Annotated in this window: 12 protein-coding genes, 1 tRNA gene and 1 pseudogene; 7 read left to right on the top strand and 7 right to left on the bottom strand. The window is 59.4% G+C overall.

Translation table 11 applies throughout. From position 1 onward, the window contains the following. The first annotated feature begins 13 nt into the window (after positions 1 to 13). Positions 14 to 649: a cyclodeaminase/cyclohydrolase family protein gene (locus ACZ5K9_RS12975; RefSeq protein WP_464271752.1), complete on the top strand. Its 636-nt coding sequence runs from the start codon at positions 14 to 16 to the stop codon at positions 647 to 649. 244 nt (positions 650 to 893) lie between these two features. Here ACZ5K9_RS12975 and ACZ5K9_RS12970 read toward each other — a convergent pair whose 3' ends face one another. From ACZ5K9_RS12970 to ACZ5K9_RS12955, 4 genes are all read right to left on the bottom strand, one after another. Further along, positions 894 to 1,679, bottom strand: coding sequence for an ABC transporter permease (locus tag ACZ5K9_RS12970; protein WP_464271751.1), 786 nt, complete (start codon positions 1,677 to 1,679; stop codon positions 894 to 896). Beyond that, positions 1,676 to 2,596 carry an ABC transporter ATP-binding protein gene (locus tag ACZ5K9_RS12965; RefSeq protein ID WP_464271750.1) on the bottom strand — a complete coding sequence of 307 codons (921 nt, stop codon included), beginning with the start codon at positions 2,594 to 2,596 and terminating at the stop codon, positions 1,676 to 1,678. Before ACZ5K9_RS12965 ends, ACZ5K9_RS12970 begins: the two co-directional genes overlap by 4 nt. A gap of 346 nt (positions 2,597 to 2,942) precedes the next feature. Continuing rightward, positions 2,943 to 3,018: transfer RNA gene (locus ACZ5K9_RS12960), tRNA-Arg, on the bottom strand. 153 nt (positions 3,019 to 3,171) lie between these two features. After that, on the bottom strand, positions 3,172 to 3,603 hold the full coding sequence (locus ACZ5K9_RS12955; RefSeq protein ID WP_464271749.1) for a hypothetical protein: 432 nt from the start codon (positions 3,601 to 3,603) through the stop codon (positions 3,172 to 3,174). Positions 3,604 to 4,235: 632 nt separating this feature from the next. Between ACZ5K9_RS12955 and ACZ5K9_RS12950 the strand changes: the two genes are divergently transcribed. Further along, on the top strand, positions 4,236 to 4,541 hold the full coding sequence (locus ACZ5K9_RS12950) for a hypothetical protein (RefSeq protein WP_464271748.1): 306 nt from the start codon (positions 4,236 to 4,238) through the stop codon (positions 4,539 to 4,541). Between the two features lie 35 nt (positions 4,542 to 4,576). Here the strand turns inward: ACZ5K9_RS12950 and acs are convergent, their stop codons facing one another. Continuing rightward, positions 4,577 to 6,514, bottom strand: a complete 1,938-nt coding sequence (acs, locus tag ACZ5K9_RS12945) for an acetate--CoA ligase (RefSeq protein WP_464271747.1) — start codon at positions 6,512 to 6,514, stop codon at positions 4,577 to 4,579. 1,114 nt (positions 6,515 to 7,628) lie between these two features. Between acs and ACZ5K9_RS12940 the strand changes: the two genes are divergently transcribed. The 3 genes from ACZ5K9_RS12940 (at position 7,629) to ACZ5K9_RS12930 (ending at position 10,738) form a co-directional block, all read left to right on the top strand. Next, positions 7,629 to 7,961 (top strand): hypothetical protein, encoded by a 333-nt coding sequence (locus tag ACZ5K9_RS12940; RefSeq protein ID WP_464271746.1) that lies wholly within the window; start codon positions 7,629 to 7,631, stop codon positions 7,959 to 7,961. 38 nt (positions 7,962 to 7,999) lie between these two features. Then, positions 8,000 to 8,725, top strand: coding sequence for a DUF72 domain-containing protein (locus ACZ5K9_RS12935; protein WP_464271745.1), 726 nt, complete (start codon positions 8,000 to 8,002; stop codon positions 8,723 to 8,725). Positions 8,726 to 8,827: 102 nt separating this feature from the next. Beyond that, positions 8,828 to 10,738 carry a PAS domain-containing hybrid sensor histidine kinase/response regulator gene (locus tag ACZ5K9_RS12930; RefSeq protein WP_464271744.1) on the top strand — a complete coding sequence of 637 codons (1,911 nt, stop codon included), beginning with the start codon at positions 8,828 to 8,830 and terminating at the stop codon, positions 10,736 to 10,738. Here the strand turns inward: ACZ5K9_RS12930 and ACZ5K9_RS12925 are convergent. Both ACZ5K9_RS12925 and ACZ5K9_RS12920 read right to left on the bottom strand, forming a co-directional pair. After that, complete coding sequence (locus ACZ5K9_RS12925; protein ID WP_464271743.1) at positions 10,725 to 12,278, bottom strand: DHA2 family efflux MFS transporter permease subunit; 1,554 nt, start codon at positions 12,276 to 12,278, stop codon at positions 10,725 to 10,727. The genes ACZ5K9_RS12930 and ACZ5K9_RS12925 overlap by 14 nt on opposite strands. Next, positions 12,275 to 13,549: a hypothetical protein gene (locus ACZ5K9_RS12920; protein WP_464271742.1), complete on the bottom strand. Its 1,275-nt coding sequence runs from the start codon at positions 13,547 to 13,549 to the stop codon at positions 12,275 to 12,277. Before ACZ5K9_RS12920 ends, ACZ5K9_RS12925 begins: the two co-directional genes overlap by 4 nt. 350 nt (positions 13,550 to 13,899) lie before the next feature. On the opposite strand from ACZ5K9_RS12920, the gene glyQ reads away from it, so the two are divergent. Beyond that, on the top strand, positions 13,900 to 14,784 hold the full coding sequence (gene glyQ / locus ACZ5K9_RS12915; RefSeq protein ID WP_464271741.1) for a glycine--tRNA ligase subunit alpha: 885 nt from the start codon (positions 13,900 to 13,902) through the stop codon (positions 14,782 to 14,784). Between the two features lie 61 nt (positions 14,785 to 14,845). Beyond that, positions 14,846 to 16,917 (top strand): annotated as a pseudogene (glyS, locus tag ACZ5K9_RS12910) (glycine--tRNA ligase subunit beta). The last annotated feature ends 135 nt before the right edge of the window (positions 16,918 to 17,052 follow it).

Here is a 17,052-nt window from a genome sequence, read left to right as displayed (position 1 = left end):
GGGAGTCTCAAAGATGAAAGACCTCAACCAACTCACCCTAAGTGTGTTTCTCGAGGAACTCGCTTCGGCTCAGCCTGTCCCCGGCGGGGGAAGTGTGGCGGCGCTGGGGGGCGCACTGGCCGCGGCGCTCACCGCAATGGTGGCGCGCCTCACCCTGGGCAGAGAAAAATTCCAGGACCGTCATGCGCTCATGGCCTCGCTGGAAACACGGGCCGTGGAACACCTCTCGGCATTCCAGTCCCTGGTGCAGCAGGATACCGAAGCCTACCAGGCCGTGGTGGACAGTTTGCGTCTGCCCAAAGGGACGCAGGAAGAAAAAGCGCGCCGTGCCGCCGCCCTGGAGAACGCTTTTCACCAGGCGGCTGATGTTCCTTTGCAAACCCTTTTCCGTTTAGATGAACTCATGGAAGATGCGCAGAAAGCGCTTCTTTCGGGAAACCCCAACGCGGCAAGTGATGCGGGCGCCGCGGTGCAGCTCATCCGTGCGGCCGCCACCATTGCGGCCTATAATGTGTGGATCAATCTCCAATCCATCCAAGACGAAACCTTGAAAACCGACGCCCGCCAAAAGGTCGAAGATGTACTGCAAAGGATCGAGGCCCGCGCCGCCTCGAGTCATCAGGAGCTCAGAGCCACGCTTGGCGCATAAAACCAGCGTCCATCGTGGATCTCCACAGGCCATGCCCGGCCGCACCACGAGCCGCCGTCCGTCCTTGCCGCCTTTCGGGAAAACGTGCCGCTTCGTGTTCCGGCCTGCGTGAAGGCTGCGCTCACCAGCACCCGAGGTCACCGGATCGAGACATTCCTGTCCTGGGGACCGGTGTCCTGGAAAGCGCTACGTCCGTTTCGGCCTCTTCAAAGAATCATTGAACCAGGCCGGATGCCGGGCCGGGTCAATGGATCAATCGCCTTCTCATGGCACGGATCGCAAGCACCATAAAGAGCCCGGAAAAAACACAGAGGTACACCGCACTCCACCACGGCGACGCCTCTGCTGTGCCGATTTGCGCCCGGCGGCACAGCTCCACAAGGTGATAAAGCGGGAAGGCCCGAGCGGCCATGCCGGCCCACGACGGCAAGGCCGACACGGGAAAAAAGGTTCCTGAAAAGAGAAACATGGGAGTAATCAGGAGAAACACCGGCAAGTTAAACATTTCGATGTGGGGGGTGATCCCCGTCATCCACAGCCCCACGGCGCCGAAGGCCAATCCGCCCACAAACGCCGTCGGAATGAGGCTCACCACGGAGATCGGGTTCACCAAGCCCAAGATCGCCAAGACGGTGCTCATGAGTGAAGCCGCCACCACTGATTTTGTCGCGCTCCACACAATCTCCCCGATCATGATCTCTTCCAGGCTGAGCGGGGTGGCCAGCATGCCGTCAAAAGTCTTTTGGTAGTACATGCGTACAAAGGAGGCGTAGGTCGTCTCGAAGAAGGCGTTGTTCATCATGGCGGTGGCGACCAACCCGGGGGCAATGAAAGTCGGGTAGTCGAAATGCCTCCCGCCGTAGGCGATGTCCCCGACAAAACCGCTCAGCCCCAACCCGAAAGCGGCCACAAAGAAGAGAGGTTCCAGAAGCGGTGTGAGAAAACTTACCTTCCAGATGCGTCGGTAAGTCCATAGATTCCGCCTCCAGACTTTGACGAATCTCCAGGATACGGTTCTTGTCTCTTTCATTCCCGAAGTTCTCTGCCTGTCAGCCGCAGGAACACATCTTCCAAGGTGCTGCGACGCCAGGTGCAGTGCCGAATACAGAACCGACGGCGGATGATATCCAGAATGGGGGAGCCTTCAGGAACATAGATTAAAAGACGATCCCCCAAATCATCGTGTTCCAGCCCATTGTCCCGAAGATAACGGCGCAGCGCCCCGTCCGGCTGTCCGACTTCCAGGACATCGGCTCCCGCGTATTGCGTCACGAGAGTCTCCGGGGCTCCTTCCACCAAAATTCGTCCATGATCCATGATCACCAAGCGATCGCACAGCCGGGCCGCCTCTTCCATGTAATGTGTGGTGAGGAGCACCGTCAGGCCGTCGGCTTTCAGGGATTCCAGCTTTTGCCAGAGGATGTGACGGCTTTGGGGGTCCAACCCCGTTGTCGGCTCATCAAGAATCAGGAGTTCCGGACGGTTGATCATGGCCCGGGCCAGAATCAGCCGTCGAGTCATGCCTCCGGACAGATCCGCCACTTTGGAGGACCGTTTGTGGGTCAAGGCAAAAAATTCCAGGAGTTCCGACGCCCGGATCCTGGCTTCGGCCAAGGGAATGCCGAAATATCCGGCAAAGATCCACAAATTTTCTTCCACACTGAGATCTGGATCCAAGGTGTTTTCCTGGTGGCAGACACCGAGACGGCTCTTGATGGTGCGCCAATGGGTGCGGATGTCCAGACCGAAGATGCGAATCCGGCCGGAGGTTGGTGGAGAAAATCCGTAAAGCGCCCGAATGGTTGTGCTTTTGCCCGCTCCGTTGGGGCCGAGCAACCCGAAGCATTCACCACGCCGCACGCGAAAGGACACGCCGTCTACCGCGGTCAACCGGCGGAAGCGCTTCACCAGGTCCTCCACCTCCACCACGAAAGCCATGCCGCTCATCTCAAAAGACAGTCCACGGCCTGATGAAGTGTGCAGCCGAGACCAGCACGAGGCCGCGCCGATAACCACCGCTGCGGCGCGTCCACCCACTCGGAATCGGAAATTGAAAAAGACCCCGGGCCACCCCCATCACCTCCAAAAGAGGAAATAGGATATCTCCGTGCAGACGAGGTTTCTTCGGCTTCGGCGCCCTGCCCAGATCAAGATCCCGTCTCACCGAACCAGGCTCACCAAGGCGTGAAGGCCGTGGGGGTCCGTATCCTGCCCGAAGGTTTCGCATAGGGTCACTGTGGACGGGGTTTCCAGGGTGTCCCACCGGATGGGATTTCGATTGGGGATCTGTCGCTGGCGGGCGACCCGGGGATCGAACCCGGGACCTTTGGTTCCGGAGACCAACGCTCTCTCCACTGAGCTAGTCGCCCGCATCGGCACCTCGTTTGGATGGCGTTGTGTGTAGCATACGGCTGAGGTTGTGTCAACGTCGCGGAACCCACGAGAGTTTTCCGGAGAACCGGACGGGGCCGGCGGAGAAAGGGCTCGGCGGAGTGGAAAGGTGGGAGGAAACGCCGATGCCGTCAGTCTTCCGTGGGGTTTTCGGGATTAAGCCAGCTTTCCAGCTCTTCCAGGACGCAGTGGACCAGCGCTGCAGCCTCCCACAAGCAGCCCAAAACGGAATAAAAAGCGCTTTCGGTCATCCCAGCCTTGGTGTCAGCCACCGTTTCCACCATACATCGTGCGTCATTGATATAGCCCATGGCCGGCTGGAGCATCTCTTCGAAGTCCACGATCTTCTCCGTGTAGATCCGGCACTTGTTGATTTCAAACCAAGCTTCCGCCAGGTCCCCCATGAGGGTCACCGCGGAGACGGCCCCTCGGCACACGTCTTCTTGAGACTGTTCGATGAGCTTCAACGCGCCGTAAAGATGCTCGATGGCCTTGGTCAGTTCTCGACCTCCCAGGGAGATGGGCCGGGTCGGCAGCGGGGTGTAGAGAGAAATCTTGTCCACGGAGAGCCTCCTTCCTGTTTCGCCGACCTCCCGGCAGACCCAAAACCCCTCAGGGCCGAATGGAGGTGCCGCGCTCCTAACGATCCGCTGGAAGCCTCGCCGCCCCATGGCTCACACTGGAAATCCAGGCCCCACGGAGTAAAGTTTCCCCTATCCGAGTATCCGAGGCGGTTCAAAAGTTCAAATGAAAAGATCGGCATGGCAGGCCTTGTGCCGCCTTCTTTCCACCTTAGGGGCCCTGTGGTCTTTTCTCGCGAACGCTTGTGCTGTCCGAGCATTCCTGCTCTCGGCGGATCTGGATCGCTGGGGCTTCCGAAGAGATTCTCCCTCCCGGGGTGCGGGCGGAGGCCCTTTTGGCTTTCCTTGCAAGGCTCACTCGCTTAAAATTTCTTTGTCGTCTCGGATGCTTTTTCTGTCGGAGCCAACCGTTCCTCCGCACGCTCGACACCGCAGACGCATTTCGGCCGTCACAGCACGCTCATGCGCCTTCCTGTTCCTAGTGCCGCCGCTTAACAGCGCATTGTCGCTCTAGGAGGCTTTTCGCGCCTACGGCCTTACTTACGGGGCCGGGGGCGGCCGTCAGAAGGTCCTCCGGGACCTGGAGGAGCCGATCCGTACAAAGGGAGAGGATCATGATCACGGTGGGCGAGGGAGAAATTTTGGCCAAGGTCCAGACCTATGAACTCATCCGCGGCGCCGAACGATTCCTTATCGATGTCTATGAGATTGTCGCCGGGGAGAGCCCCTATCGGTACTGGGCGTTTCCCAATCTCATCTTCGTCAAGGGCCGGCGCCGATATTTCGGCAAAGGTCAAACGGAACGGGAAGCTTTGCGCGACTGCCTGAGCCGGGTCCGGGCTGCCTCCATGGAGGATATTTTCCCGGATTTGGACGACAGTCCCAGGGGACCCGGCGAAGTGGTGAGGTTGCGCCTTTAGGGCGTGGGGCGGGGTGCAGCCCGCCCCTTGAGGTATCACCGGACCAGGCGGTTTTTGACGAGATCGTCCACCACAGCCGGTTCAGCGAGGGTGGACGTATCGCCCAAGTCTTGAATTTCGTTGGCGGCGACCTTTCTCAGGATCCGGCGCATGATCTTTCCCGACCGGGTCTTGGGCAACGCGGGGGCCCACTGGATGAAATCGGGCGTGGCGATGGGGCCGATTTCTTTCCGGACCCACTGGACGAGCTGCTTGCGCAGTTCTTCGGTGGCGTCCACGCCTTCTACCAACGTGACATAGGCGTAGATGCCCTGCCCTTTGATGTCATGAGGGCACCCCACCACGGCGGCTTCCGCCACGGCTTCGTGAGCCACCAAGGCGCTTTCGATTTCGGCGGTCCCCAACCGATGGCCGGAAACATTGATCACGTCGTCCACGCGACCGGTGATCCAGTAATACCCATCTTCATCCCGTCTGGCTCCGTCGCCCGTAAAGTACATTCCCGGATACTGAACGAAGTAAGTGTTTACAAAACGCTGATGGTCCCCATAGACGGTGCGCATTTGCCCCGGCCAGGAATCCAAAAGCACCAAGTAGCCGGAGCAGGGCCCGTGGAGAATCTGTCCTTCTTGATTGATGATGGCGGGTTGAATCCCGAAAAAGGGCCGAGTGGCCGATCCCGGCTTGAGATCTGTCGCACCGGGCAGCGGGGTGATGAGGATACCGCCCGTTTCCGTCTGCCACCACGTGTCCACAATGGGACAGCGCCTTTCACCCACAACGTTGTAGTACCAAAGCCAGGCTTCGGGGTTGATGGGTTCACCGACCGTGCCGAGAAGTTTGAGCGATTGTCTGGAGGTGACCGTGACCGGCGCTTCGCCTTGCCTCATGAGAGCTCGAATAGCCGTCGGGGCCGTATAAAAAATGTTCACCTGGTGTTTGTCCACAACCCGCCAAAACCGGGAATAGTCCGGATAGTTGGGCACGCCTTCAAACATGAGGGACGTTGCCCCGTTGGCCAGCGGGCCGTACACGATATAGCTGTGACCGGTGATCCAGCCGATATCGGCCGTACACCAGTAGATGTCGCCCTCCTTGTAGTCGAACACATACTGGTGCGTGCAGCTCGCATACACCAGATAGCCGCCGGTCGTGTGGAGCACGCCTTTGGGTTTGCCGGTGGAACCCGAAGTGTACAGAATGAACAGCGGATCCTCGGCGTCCATGACTTCAGGCGGGCAGTCCGAGGAGGCCCCTTGCATGAGCTCATGCCAATAGAAGTCCCGGCCCGCCACCATGGGAATGGCGGCGCCCGTCCGTCGGACCACGATGACTGTGTTGACTTCCGGACACTTGGTGAGGGCCTCATCGCAGTTGGCCTTCAAGGGCACCCTTTTGCCGCCGCGAAGTCCTTCGTCCGCCGTGATGAGCACCTGAGCTTCACAGTCCTGAATACGGTCCGCCAAGGAATCAGGGGAAAACCCACCGAAAACCACCGAATGGATAGCCCCGATCCGGGCACACGCCAACATGGCCACGGGCAGCTCGGGGATCATGGGCATGTAGATGGTGACCCGATCCCCTTTTTTGACGCCTTTGGCCTTGAGCACATTGGCGAATTTGCAGACCTCTTCGTAGAGTTCTCGGTACGTGACCCTGCGGTCTTCCCCGGGGTCGTCCCCCTCCCAAATAAACGCCACTTGGGATCCTCGCCGCTCCAGATGGCGGTCCAGGCAATTATAACTGGCGTTGAGCTTCGCCCCCTCAAACCATCGGATGTGAACGTCTCCGTGGAACGAAACGTCCTTAACCTTGTGCCACGGGTGGAACCAATCTAAACGCTTGGCTTGCTCCGCCCAAAACCATTCGGGATCTTTCACCGATCGCTCGTACATCTTGAGGTACGTGTCGTTGTCACACCACGCGCTCTTCTTCCACTGTTCGGGTACCGGGAACACGGCATTGGCGTTCATCTATCTCCTCCACACGGGTTTTCTCATGATCTCATGCTCCAGCCAGGCAGCCTCACAGGAGTTCTTTCCGGACCCAGACGGCACCACACAACTTTCCGCCCGACCCGAAGACAAGGTCACCGTGAAGATGCGAACGAGACATCGTGAATCGGCGGGCCGCCTTTTGGGAGGGGGCCCCCGCGGCCCCAAAACACTCTTCATGAACGGGATACCCTCCCCTCCTTCGGATGGCAGAAAAACGCCACCAGTTCGCCCTTCTCCAACGGCCGCGAAGCCGCGTCCACAACACGCCGCCACCGCCATGGCCACCGGCGGCGGATGGAGCGGCCCGCCCAAAACCGTCCGGAACGCCAAGCTTTCGCGAGGAAACCACCGACAGCCTTAAGCGATCCGACGTTTGGGCACGCCTCGGGTAATCGAGCCTCGTGCGGGCAGGGAATTTTGTGCGGCAGGGTTTTCCACGGACGACCGCATTCCACCAGCCCAGCAGGTTCGTGTAAGGGATTTAGAGAGGGAAAAAACGACAGAATGAGGAAATGAAGTCAGAGAAACCGATCATCCCGCGTGAAGATCCGTTCGCACAGCGCAATGCCACCGCATCATGAGGCGCAGGGACATCATCCTCCAGCGCGTTTTGTGCATCGGGTGAATCTATTATCAAGCTCTTGATGTCATGTCAACCCATGGGCACACATTAAGTCAATGCCGCATCCCATCATGGCTGTGGTTGTATTTCATAAATTCAATATTTTTTCACTGATACAAAAACATGCATACGCCTTATTTCCGATGACCGCCTCTGAGGGGTGCGCCGAACGCTTCTGATGCGAATCACGGCGGGCCGGACAGATAACCTCGGAAAAGTCAGAGAACCCATGGATCCACCATGGCAGGGGTCCGTCGTCCCCACCCGGAACCACTCTCGGCGGTGGAGAAGAGTGCCGCGAGTCCACAGCCCCGACCTCCGCCGGGTTTGGGCCGGCTTTGTGCGGCTTCTGGCCGGACATCTTTTTCTCAAGCGTTCGGCGGATCGTGACGATAAACAAAGCGATGCTGATGTGCCGGCAGCGAAAGCGCAACGTTCAAAACATGGCGTGAGCACGGTATCCGCTGTATGGGCTATATTTTGGAACAAACATCTCCCGTGACGGCCGAAGCCAAGGGTCGTCAGTTCTTTTTTTTGAGCTTTCACGGGCGCCTTCAGGTGGATCGGGCTCACGACGTCACCTTCGAGGCGGTCTATGAACCTTTTGAGGGGTGGAGGATCCACCGCGCATCGGACCCGGAGACTCTGCATCGGACGATCCCCGACGGCTATTTCCAAGCATTTTGCCTTGACGTGCTCAAGGAATGCCATATGGATTGTATGGTGCGATGGCACCTAGAACCCCAAGGGGCAAAACTCCATATCCGCAAGCTCAGGGCTCTGATGTCCCAACGTGCCTAGAAACACTTACGCCACAAAGGGAGCCGGAGGGCCGCTTCATGGGACGGCCATGGCGTGTCGGCACATCAGGATGGACTTACGGGCACTGGCGCGGCCGCTTTTACCCGCCGGAACTGCCCGGTTCCAGATGGCTTGACCATTACGCCGCCCATTTTGACACCGTGGAATGCAACGCCACCTTTTATCGACTGCCCGTGGCAAAGACCTTTGAGAACTGGCGGGAGAGGACACCCGAAGGGTTCCTTTGGGCCGTGAAGGCCTCTCGCCTCATCACCCACGTCCGGCGCCTTCGCGACGTCGAAGAACCTCTCCAAGTCTTTTTCTCCCGGGTTGTCCTCCTCGGGGAGAAGCTCGGCCCAGTGCTCTTTCAACTGCCTCCAAGCCTCCGTTACGACGGCGCGCTTTTTTCGGATTTCGCCCCGCTGCTCGCGCCATTGCCAATGGCAGCCATAGAGGTGCGCCACACGTCGTGGATCACCGACCGGTTCTTCGACCAGCTCCAATCCCACAGGCTGGCTTTCTGCATCTCCGACACGGCTGGTCGCTACCCATACCATGAAGCCGTCACCGCAGACTTTGTCTATATCCGCCTACACGGCTCGCAAAAATTGTACGCCTCCAGCTACACAGACGCCGAGCTCGCCCTATGGGCCGGAAAAATCCGCACCTGGAACCGCACGACCTTCATTTATTTCGACAACGACTTCGAAGGCCACGCCGTTTCGAACGCCCTGCAACTCAAGAGCTTCCTTGAGATTTCGTAGGTCCGCAGAAGCAAAATTATTTCTGGCATTGCGCTCTTCTTCATGTTACGTGTTCGCGCGTTTTACGGAATACCGTTTTTGCTCGACCCGAGGACGACAAGCATGACGTTGCAGCAACAGGAACGTGACCTACGCCTTCAGAAAGCCTATTTTGAAGCCATCTTCGAATACTCCCCCGACGCCGTGGCCATTCTTGACGCCAACGACCAAGTGGTGATGATCAACAGGGCCTTCACCAAGCTCTTCCAGTACACGCCGGAGGAAGCTCAAGGAAGATTCATCAACGATCTGGTCGCTCCACGACAAATGCGTCCAGACGCGGAGGCATTGTCCGCCAAGGCTTTGCAGGGAATCCCTTTCGAGGTGGAAACCCGCCGGGAGCGCAAGGATGGCGTCCTGGTGGATGTGGCCGTCACCGCGGCACCCATTTACATCGACGGGGCCATGGCGGCCATTTATGCGAGTTACCGAGACATCACGGCCCGGAAGCGTGCGGAACGGGCTTTGCGGGAAGTGGACGAAAAATACCGGCTCATCGTGGACCATTCCAACGATGCCGTCTTTGTCATCCAGGACGGGTTCGTCAGGTTCTGGAATCCCCGGTTCCGAGAGTTGACGGGGTATTCTGATGAAGAGATTTTCCGGACCCCCATAGAGAATTTCCTCCACCCGGAGGACCGTGCCCGGGTCCTTGAGCTGCACCGCAGAAGGCTTTCCGGTGAGGCGGTCACCAGTTCCTACACCTTTCGGGGCCAATCCAAAGACGGTCGGACCTTGTGGATCAACATTAACGCCATCACCGTCCAATGGGACGGCCGACCGGCGACCATCAACTTCGCCCGGGACTTCACCCGAGAAAAGGAACTGGAAGCCCAGCTCGCCCACGCCCAAAAAATGGAGGCCGTGGGAACGCTGGCCGGAGGCATCGCCCACGACTTCAACAATTTATTGCAGACGATCCAAGGCTACGCCGAGCTGCTAAGCCAAGATCCCCGGCGCAGCGAGAGCGATCGACACCGCCTGGAGAAAATCTACGATGCGGTGCACCGCGGCCGGGAACTCACCCGGAATCTCCTCACCTTCAGCCGCAAGATGGAACCCCACCTTCGGCGCGTGGACCTCAACCGGGAGTTGTTGAGGATTCGGGACATGCTTATCCGCACCCTGCCCAGGATGATCACAGTCACCGTGGATCTCTGCCCGCGTCTTCCGGCCGTTTACGCCGACGACTCGCAAGTGGCCCAAGTGGTGATGAACCTAGCCCTCAACGCCAAAGATGCCATGCCTGAGGGCGGCCGGCTGATGCTCAAAACATCCCTGGTGGATCTTCCCGTAGGGCATCCTTCGGGTCTCAAATCCGGTTCTTACGTGTGCATGAGCGTTGAGGACACGGGAACGGGAATCCCCGAGGAGGTGCGCGATCGCATTTTCGAGCCTTTTTTCACCACAAAAAAACCCGGGTCGGGCACCGGACTGGGCCTTTCCATGGTTTATGGGATCATGGCCAACCATCAGGGCGCCGTGGTATGCCGGAGCCAGGCCGGCCGAGGCAGCCGGTTCGATTGCTTCTTCCCCGCATCGTCCGAGGCTTTCCAAGAGTCGGAAAGCTCCACTGAGGAAAAAAAATCCTCCCCACTTCCCCCTCCGGCAACGGTGCTCCTGGTGGACGACGAGGAAAACCTGAGAACTGCCGGGCGCGAAATGCTGGAACTTTTCGGCCATCGGGTGCTCACGGCCGCTGACGGCGAAGAAGCCCTTTCCATCTACGCCCAGGAAGGCCCCGGCATCGACGTGGTCCTCCTGGACCTCATCATGCCCGGCATGGGCGGTCGCAAATGTCTCGAAAAACTTTTGGCCTTGCGGCCCGATGCCAAGATCATCGTCGCCAGCGGTTTTTCCGCGAACCATTCCGTTCAGGACATCCTCATTGCGGGTGCCTTCGATTTTCTCGCCAAGCCGTATTCCGCAGACCAGCTTCTCGAAAAAATCGCCAAGGCTCTCAGTGCCCCATGACGGCCCCGGGCGGCCGCTTGGGGCCGCGCATAACGAAGGTCAGGGGCACTAGAGCGGCGGTAAACCAGGTAAATAACCAAAAGGTGTCGTTGAAGGCCATCATGGCGGCCTGCCGAAGGGTTTCCTGATAGATCCCGGCGAGTGCCAGTTTCCGGTCGTAAAATGAGGTCGGATCGCCGCCCGTGACGGCCATCATCTTGTCGAAGGCGATCTGGAACGGCTTATCAAACGGGGTGAGTCGATCCACCAGCATGTTCTGGTGCCACTGCGACCGCTGGGAAAGGACCGTGGTGCTGAAGGCCACTCCGAAACTGCCGCCGAGGTTGCGCAGCAGATTAAAAATCCCCGTAGCGTTGCCCATTTGTTCCCGAGGGATGTTGACGTACGTCGCCGCCGACAAAGGCACGAAAAACAACCCCATCCCCAGAGCCTGAACAATGCGCGGCCAGGCCGCCGAGAAAAAATCCGCCTGGAGATTGAACCGAGACATGAGGGATAAAGCCACCGCGGCCAAGGTCAGTCCCACGGCGAGCAAACGGTTGGGACGGACCCCACGTTTCATCAATAGCCCCGCCACAGGCATGACCATGAGGCTTGCCAAGCCTCCGGGGCCCAAAACCAAACCGGCCCACAGGGCCGTGTAACCCATGAGATTTTGCAGGTACAAGGGCAGAAGGACGATGCTGCCGAACAGGCAGAAATAGCCGGTGAACATCGTCACGTTCCCCGCGGAGAACGTGGTGTCCTTGAACACCCGAAGGTTCACCACGGGGTGGGGCACCCGGAGTTCCACCAGGATGAAAGCCGTCAAGGCGACAACAGCGATGATGCTCAACGTGACGATGAACTGTGAGGCAAACCAGTCCTCCCGTTCCCCTTTGTCCAAAACGACCTGCAGACAAGCCAACCCCACCGTCAAGAGCGCCAAACCCCAGCGGTCCACGCGAATGGTCCGCGCCCGGATGTATGGCGGGTCATGAACGAAGATCCCGGCCAGGAAAACGGCCAGGACCCCCATGGGGACGTTGATGTAAAAAACCCAGCGCCACGACCAATTGTCCGTGATAAATCCCCCCAAAACCGGGCCCAAAATCGGGGCAAACACCACGCCCATGCCGAAGACGGCCATGGCCACCCCGTGTTCCCGGACGGGAAAAGTTTCCAAAAGGATGGCCTGGGACAAGGGCTGAAGGCCGCCACCCCCCAACCCCTGAAGCACCCGGGCGATCACGAGCACCTTGAGCGACGGGGCGGCTCCGCACAGCACCGAACTCACAGTAAACACCACAATGGAAAACAAAAGGTAGTTGCGCCGGCCGAATAGACTTGCCAGCCATCCAGTAATGGGAATGATGACGGCGTTGGACACCAAATAGGATGTGAGCACCCAGGTGACTTCGTCCAGACCGGCATTCAGGCTTCCCTGAATGTGGGGCAACGAGACGTTGACCACACTGGTGTCCATGACTTCAATGAATGTGGGAATAATGACCGTGAGCGCAATGGCCCACTTGCGCCCCTGCGGATTCGGCGCGTTCATCGGGAGGCCCTCTGCACTGGCATGCGCAGCCTCGGGCCGCTCCGATCGCGGGTGTCCACCGTGACTTCAAGGGAAAACCCGAGCCTTAACGGATAATCCGCGGAAAAAGGCTCAGTTAAACGGATTTTTACAGGCACGCGCTGCGTGATCTTGATCCAGTTTCCCGTGGCATTTTCTGGAGGAAGCAAGGAAAACACGGCGCCGGTCCCTGCACGAATCCCTTCCACCCTGCCGGCAAACCGCCGCCCCGGGTAGCAATCGGCACGGATTTCGGCCGGTTGACCGACACGGATGTGCTCCACCTGAGTTTCCTTAAAATTGGCCTCCACGTAAACGTCCTGGAGCGGCACCACGGCCAGCAGGGGCTGGCCGGGGGCGATTCTTTCCCCCACCTGGATCTTTTTTTGGGCCACATAACCGGCAATGGGCGCGGCAATGCGGCAGTAAGAGAGGTTCAACCGGACGACGTCCCGCCGCGCTTCCAGCTCTTTTTCGTGGGCTGCAAGGGCCTTAAGACGTTCCTGTTCCACCCGCACCCGGAGGCTCCCCGCCTGGGCTTCCCGCAGCCGAGCTTCCGCCTTGGCGGCTTCTTTCTCCGCCGCCTCCACGGCGGCCCGGGCGGCCCGAAGGCGGGCTTCGGAAGCCCCTACGGCGGACTGCGCTTTGCTGAGGGCCGTTCTCATGCGGTCTCGATCCCGCACGGAGGATGCCCCTTGGGCGGCCAAGGCGTCGAATCGTTCCCAGTCGCGTCGGGCATGCCGATACTCCGCAAGCACCCCTTCATGCTGTTGCGCGATTTCGTCCAGGTTTCCTCGAGCCGCCTGCACTTGCGCGAGCGCCGCGTTGAGCGCCGCCTGCGCGGCCTTTTCGGCGGCTTGGGTCGTCGCTGCCACATAATCCACGGTGACACGGGCCGCCCGCATCTCTGCCTGGACGCGGGCCAAGGCCGCCTCCACTTCCCGGAGCTGGGCCTCGGTATCCGCGGGGTCGAGTTCCACGAGGACTTGCCCCTGGACGACAGGATCGTCGTTTTCCACAAAAACGGCGGCAATGGTGCCGGGAATCCGGGAGGATACCGCGGCGGCGTCGGCCGTGACGTAGGCGTTGTCCGTGGTTTCCTTGCCTTTGAGGAAAAGCCACCAGTAAAGCCCGCCGCCCACGAGAGCGGCCGTCAGCCCCAGGGCGAACACGCGTTTGAAAAACTGCTTGTTATTGCGCGGCGGCTTGGAAGGCACCGCTTCCGGACCATGGAGAGCCGGGTTTTCCACCATGAGTTGCCTCGCGCCGTTATGTCTTCCTGGTCTCGAAGCCTTCAAAGCGAGGTGTCAAATCCCCACCGTGATCCCCCATTGAAGCGGACGAAGAGCCTTTTCAGGTCCATGCGCGGCGCCATGGAAGGCTCTCCCCTCATTTTTTCTCTATGGCGCGGGATGACGGATGACGTCAACGGAAAAAACCGCTCCAGCCTCGCCGGGAGCTTTTCCCTTGACAGACCTTTCCATAGCCCATTACAGATCGAAATTTACAAGGTTTTCTCGATAAAAGTCCGTGGCTTCCTCCAGGGGCCGTGATCCGCGGGTGGTTTGATTGCAGGGCGAACCTGCACAGGGAAGGAGTCAACATGACGTTTCAGGAACTCATCCACGCCTTGAACGCCTTTTGGTCCGAAAGAGGCTGCGTCATCCAGCAGCCGTATGACTTGGAAGTGGGCGCGGGAACGTTCAACCCGGCCACCTTCCTTCGGGTTCTGGGTCCGGAGCCCTGGAAAGTGGCCTACGTGGAGCCCTCCCGACGCCCGACGGACGGCCGGTACGGCGAAAACCCAAACCGGTTGCAGCACTATTACCAATACCAGGTGATCCTCAAGCCATCTCCCCCGGACAGCCAAGAGATCTACCTGGAGAGCCTGAGGAGCTTCGGCATCGACCCTCTGGATCACGACATCCGTTTTGTGGAAGACGACTGGGAGTCCCCCACCTTGGGCGCTTCCGGGCTGGGATGGGAGGTGTGGCTGGACGGGATGGAGATCACCCAGTTCACCTATTTCCAACAGGCAGGAGGGATCACCCTGAGTCCCGTTTGCGTCGAACTCACCTACGGCCTGGAACGCATCGCCATGTACCTCCAAGGCGTGGACAACGTCTACGACCTCCAGTGGACCAATGGGGTCACTTACGGCGACGTCCACCACAAAGGCGAAGTGGAGTGGTCCCACTACAATTTCGAGGAAGCAGACGTGCCCATGCTCCTAGAGCTTTTCAATATGTACGAGAAAGAATCCCTGCGCATGTCCGACCGCGGCCTCGTGCTCCCCTGCTACGACTACTGCCTCAAATGCTCCCACGTCTTTAACCTGCTGGACGCTCGCGGGGCCATCAGCGTCACCGAACGCACCAATTACATCGCCAGGGTGCGCAATTTGGCCCGACTGGCCGCCCACGGCTACGCCGCCCAAAGAGAAGCCATGGGCTATCCGCTGTTGAAAAAGCACGCTTTCAAGGCATAGGACGCCCGCGGGGTCGAAAAGGTCGGAGTGATTTTTCGCACAGCAGAAAACGAGGGACCATATGGGACAAGAATTTTACTTGGAAATCGGCAGTGAAGAAATTCCGGCGGGCTACATCGCCCCAGCGTTGGAATCCATGGCGCAACAGATGGTGCGTTTTCTGGACGATCATCGCATTGGCCATGGAACGCCTTTCACCACGGGAACACCCCGAAGGCTGTGTCTGTGGATCCCCGACGTCGCCGAACGACAGGAACCCACAGTGGTGGAGATCATCGGCCCGCCCAAATCGGTGGCCTTCGACGAACACGGCCGGCCCACCAAGGCGGCCGAAGGGTTCGCCAAGAACCAAGGCATCGACGTCTCGCAGCTCACCGTGAAAAGCACCCCCAAGGGAGAATACATCTCTCTGGTGAAAGAAGAAGCCGGCGGCCCCACCAAGGAACTCCTGGAAAGGATGCTCCCTGACTTCGTGGCGCATATTCCCTTCCCCAAATCCATGCGCTGGGGCAGCCTGAGTGTCACCTTCGCCCGACCTGTTCACTGGATCGTGTGTCTTTTGGGGGGGGAGGTCGTAGATTTCACCTACGGGGACGTTCGAAGCGGCCGCATGTCTTTCGGACATCGGTTCATGAGTCCTCAATGGGTGGAGGTCAAGAACTTCGCCGACCATCGGGAAAATCTCCGCCGCCACAAGGTCATCTTGGACACTGCGGAACGCAAACAGCTCATCTTGGAAGGCATCCGCGAAAAGGCGGCGTCCATCGGCGGGCGCATTCTCGAGGACGAAGATCTTTTGGACGAAGTCGCTCATCTTGTGGAATACCCTTACCCGCTGCTCGGATCCTTCGAGGAAAAATACCTGGCCCTCCCCCCGGAACTGCTCATTACGGTCATGAAGGAACATCAACGCTATTTTGCGGTTGTGGACGATTCCGGCCAACTCAAGGCCCATTTCGTCACCGTCGCCAACACGGTACCCCGCAACGCCGATGTGGTCGCCGCCGGAAACGCCCGCGTCGTCCGCGCGAGGCTGGAAGATGCCCGGTTTTACTATGAAGAGGATCAGAAGGTCCGCCTGGAAGACCGAGCGGAAGCGCTCAAATCCGTGGTGTTCCACGCCAAGCTGGGCACCAGCTGGGAAAAGGTGGAGCGGTTCACGGCTCTGGCCGAGTGGTTGGGCACGAGGTTGTGTCCGGAGTCCATGGAGCACGTGCGGCGTGCCGCTCTTCTGTGCAAGGCGGATCTGGTGAGCGGCATGGTGGGCGAATTCCCTGAGCTCCAAGGGGTCATGGGGCGAGCCTATGCCCGACTCCAAGGGGAACCCGAACCGGTGGCTCAAGCCATTTACGAGCATTACCTACCCATCCGGGCGGGTGGCCCGATCCCGGAGGGCATGGTCGGCACCGTGCTCAGTATCGCAGACAAAATGGACACCATTGTGGGCTGCTTCGGCGTAGGACTTCTGCCCACAGGAACCGCGGACCCCTTTGCCCTACGCCGGCAAACCCTGGGTATCCTTCGAATTATCCTGGAGAAACAGCTCCGCTTCTCCCTCGAAGACCTGATCGACCAGGCCATACCGCTGTTGCGTTCCAAAATGACCGAACCGGGGGACACGGTGAAGAAAGGAGTGCTGGACTTCTTCCGGGGACGCCTCCATCACCATCTGGTGACCCAAGAGGGTTTCGCCTCCGACATCGTGGAAGCGGCCCTCGCTTCGGGGATCGCCTACCCTGTGGACGCCGTTTCCCGGGTCAAGGCTCTGGCGGCTTTTACGCAACGTGACGACTTTGAAGCGCTGGCCATGGCCTTCAAGCGCGTGGGCAACATCATCAAGGACGGGGAACCGGAACCTGTGCGGCCGGAAGCCTTTACGGTCCGGCCGAAAAGGAACTCTACGACACCTACGTTCGTGTGGAAGCCGAAGTGGCGGCCAGAGTCTCTCAAGGGGATTACGACGGAGCCTTGGAAAGCCTGACGGTGCTTCGCGGACCCATTGACACCTTTTTTGAAGCCGTCCTGGTCATGGATCCCGATCCGGCGCTCCGCCGGAACCGGCTGGCGCTTCTCACCGCGATCCATGAGCTGTTCAACCGCATTGCGGATTTCAAGAAGGTCCAGACCGGCTAAACACATCGTCGGCAGGCCCTTTTCGGGGGATATCCTCAAAGGTGGCCCGATCCGGAGCGGCATCACGGGCAGTGCCTTCCTCCCGCAGCGGGGGGAGAACAACCGCAGAGCCGGCCCCTATGCCGGGGTCGGCTC

It is taken from the genome of Desulfosoma profundi (assembly GCF_055387865.1).
The sequence above is the reverse complement of the archived record's forward strand: the minus strand, read 5'-3'. Positions and strand labels throughout refer to the sequence as shown.

Excerpts from the sequence above, each read along its gene's own strand:
- ACZ5K9_RS12975 (WP_464271752.1), top strand. The coding sequence starts at position 14 with ATGAAAGACCTCAACCAACTCACCCTAAGTGTGTTTCTCGAGGAACTC.
- ACZ5K9_RS12925 (WP_464271743.1), bottom strand. The coding sequence starts at position 12,278 with ATGAACGCGCCGAATCCGCAGGGGCGCAAGTGGGCCATTGCGCTCACG.
- acs (WP_464271747.1), bottom strand. The coding sequence starts at position 6,514 with ATGAACGCCAATGCCGTGTTCCCGGTACCCGAACAGTGGAAGAAGAGC.
- ACZ5K9_RS12965 (WP_464271750.1), bottom strand. The coding sequence starts at position 2,596 with ATGAGCGGCATGGCTTTCGTGGTGGAGGTGGAGGACCTGGTGAAGCGC.
- ACZ5K9_RS12950 (WP_464271748.1), top strand. The coding sequence starts at position 4,236 with ATGATCACGGTGGGCGAGGGAGAAATTTTGGCCAAGGTCCAGACCTAT.
- ACZ5K9_RS12920 (WP_464271742.1), bottom strand. The coding sequence starts at position 13,549 with ATGGTGGAAAACCCGGCTCTCCATGGTCCGGAAGCGGTGCCTTCCAAG.
- ACZ5K9_RS12935 (WP_464271745.1), top strand. The coding sequence starts at position 8,000 with ATGGGACGGCCATGGCGTGTCGGCACATCAGGATGGACTTACGGGCAC.
- glyQ (WP_464271741.1), top strand. The coding sequence starts at position 13,900 with ATGACGTTTCAGGAACTCATCCACGCCTTGAACGCCTTTTGGTCCGAA.
- ACZ5K9_RS12930 (WP_464271744.1), top strand. The coding sequence starts at position 8,828 with ATGACGTTGCAGCAACAGGAACGTGACCTACGCCTTCAGAAAGCCTAT.
- ACZ5K9_RS12940 (WP_464271746.1), top strand. The coding sequence starts at position 7,629 with ATGGGCTATATTTTGGAACAAACATCTCCCGTGACGGCCGAAGCCAAG.
- ACZ5K9_RS12970 (WP_464271751.1), bottom strand. The coding sequence starts at position 1,679 with ATGAAAGAGACAAGAACCGTATCCTGGAGATTCGTCAAAGTCTGGAGG.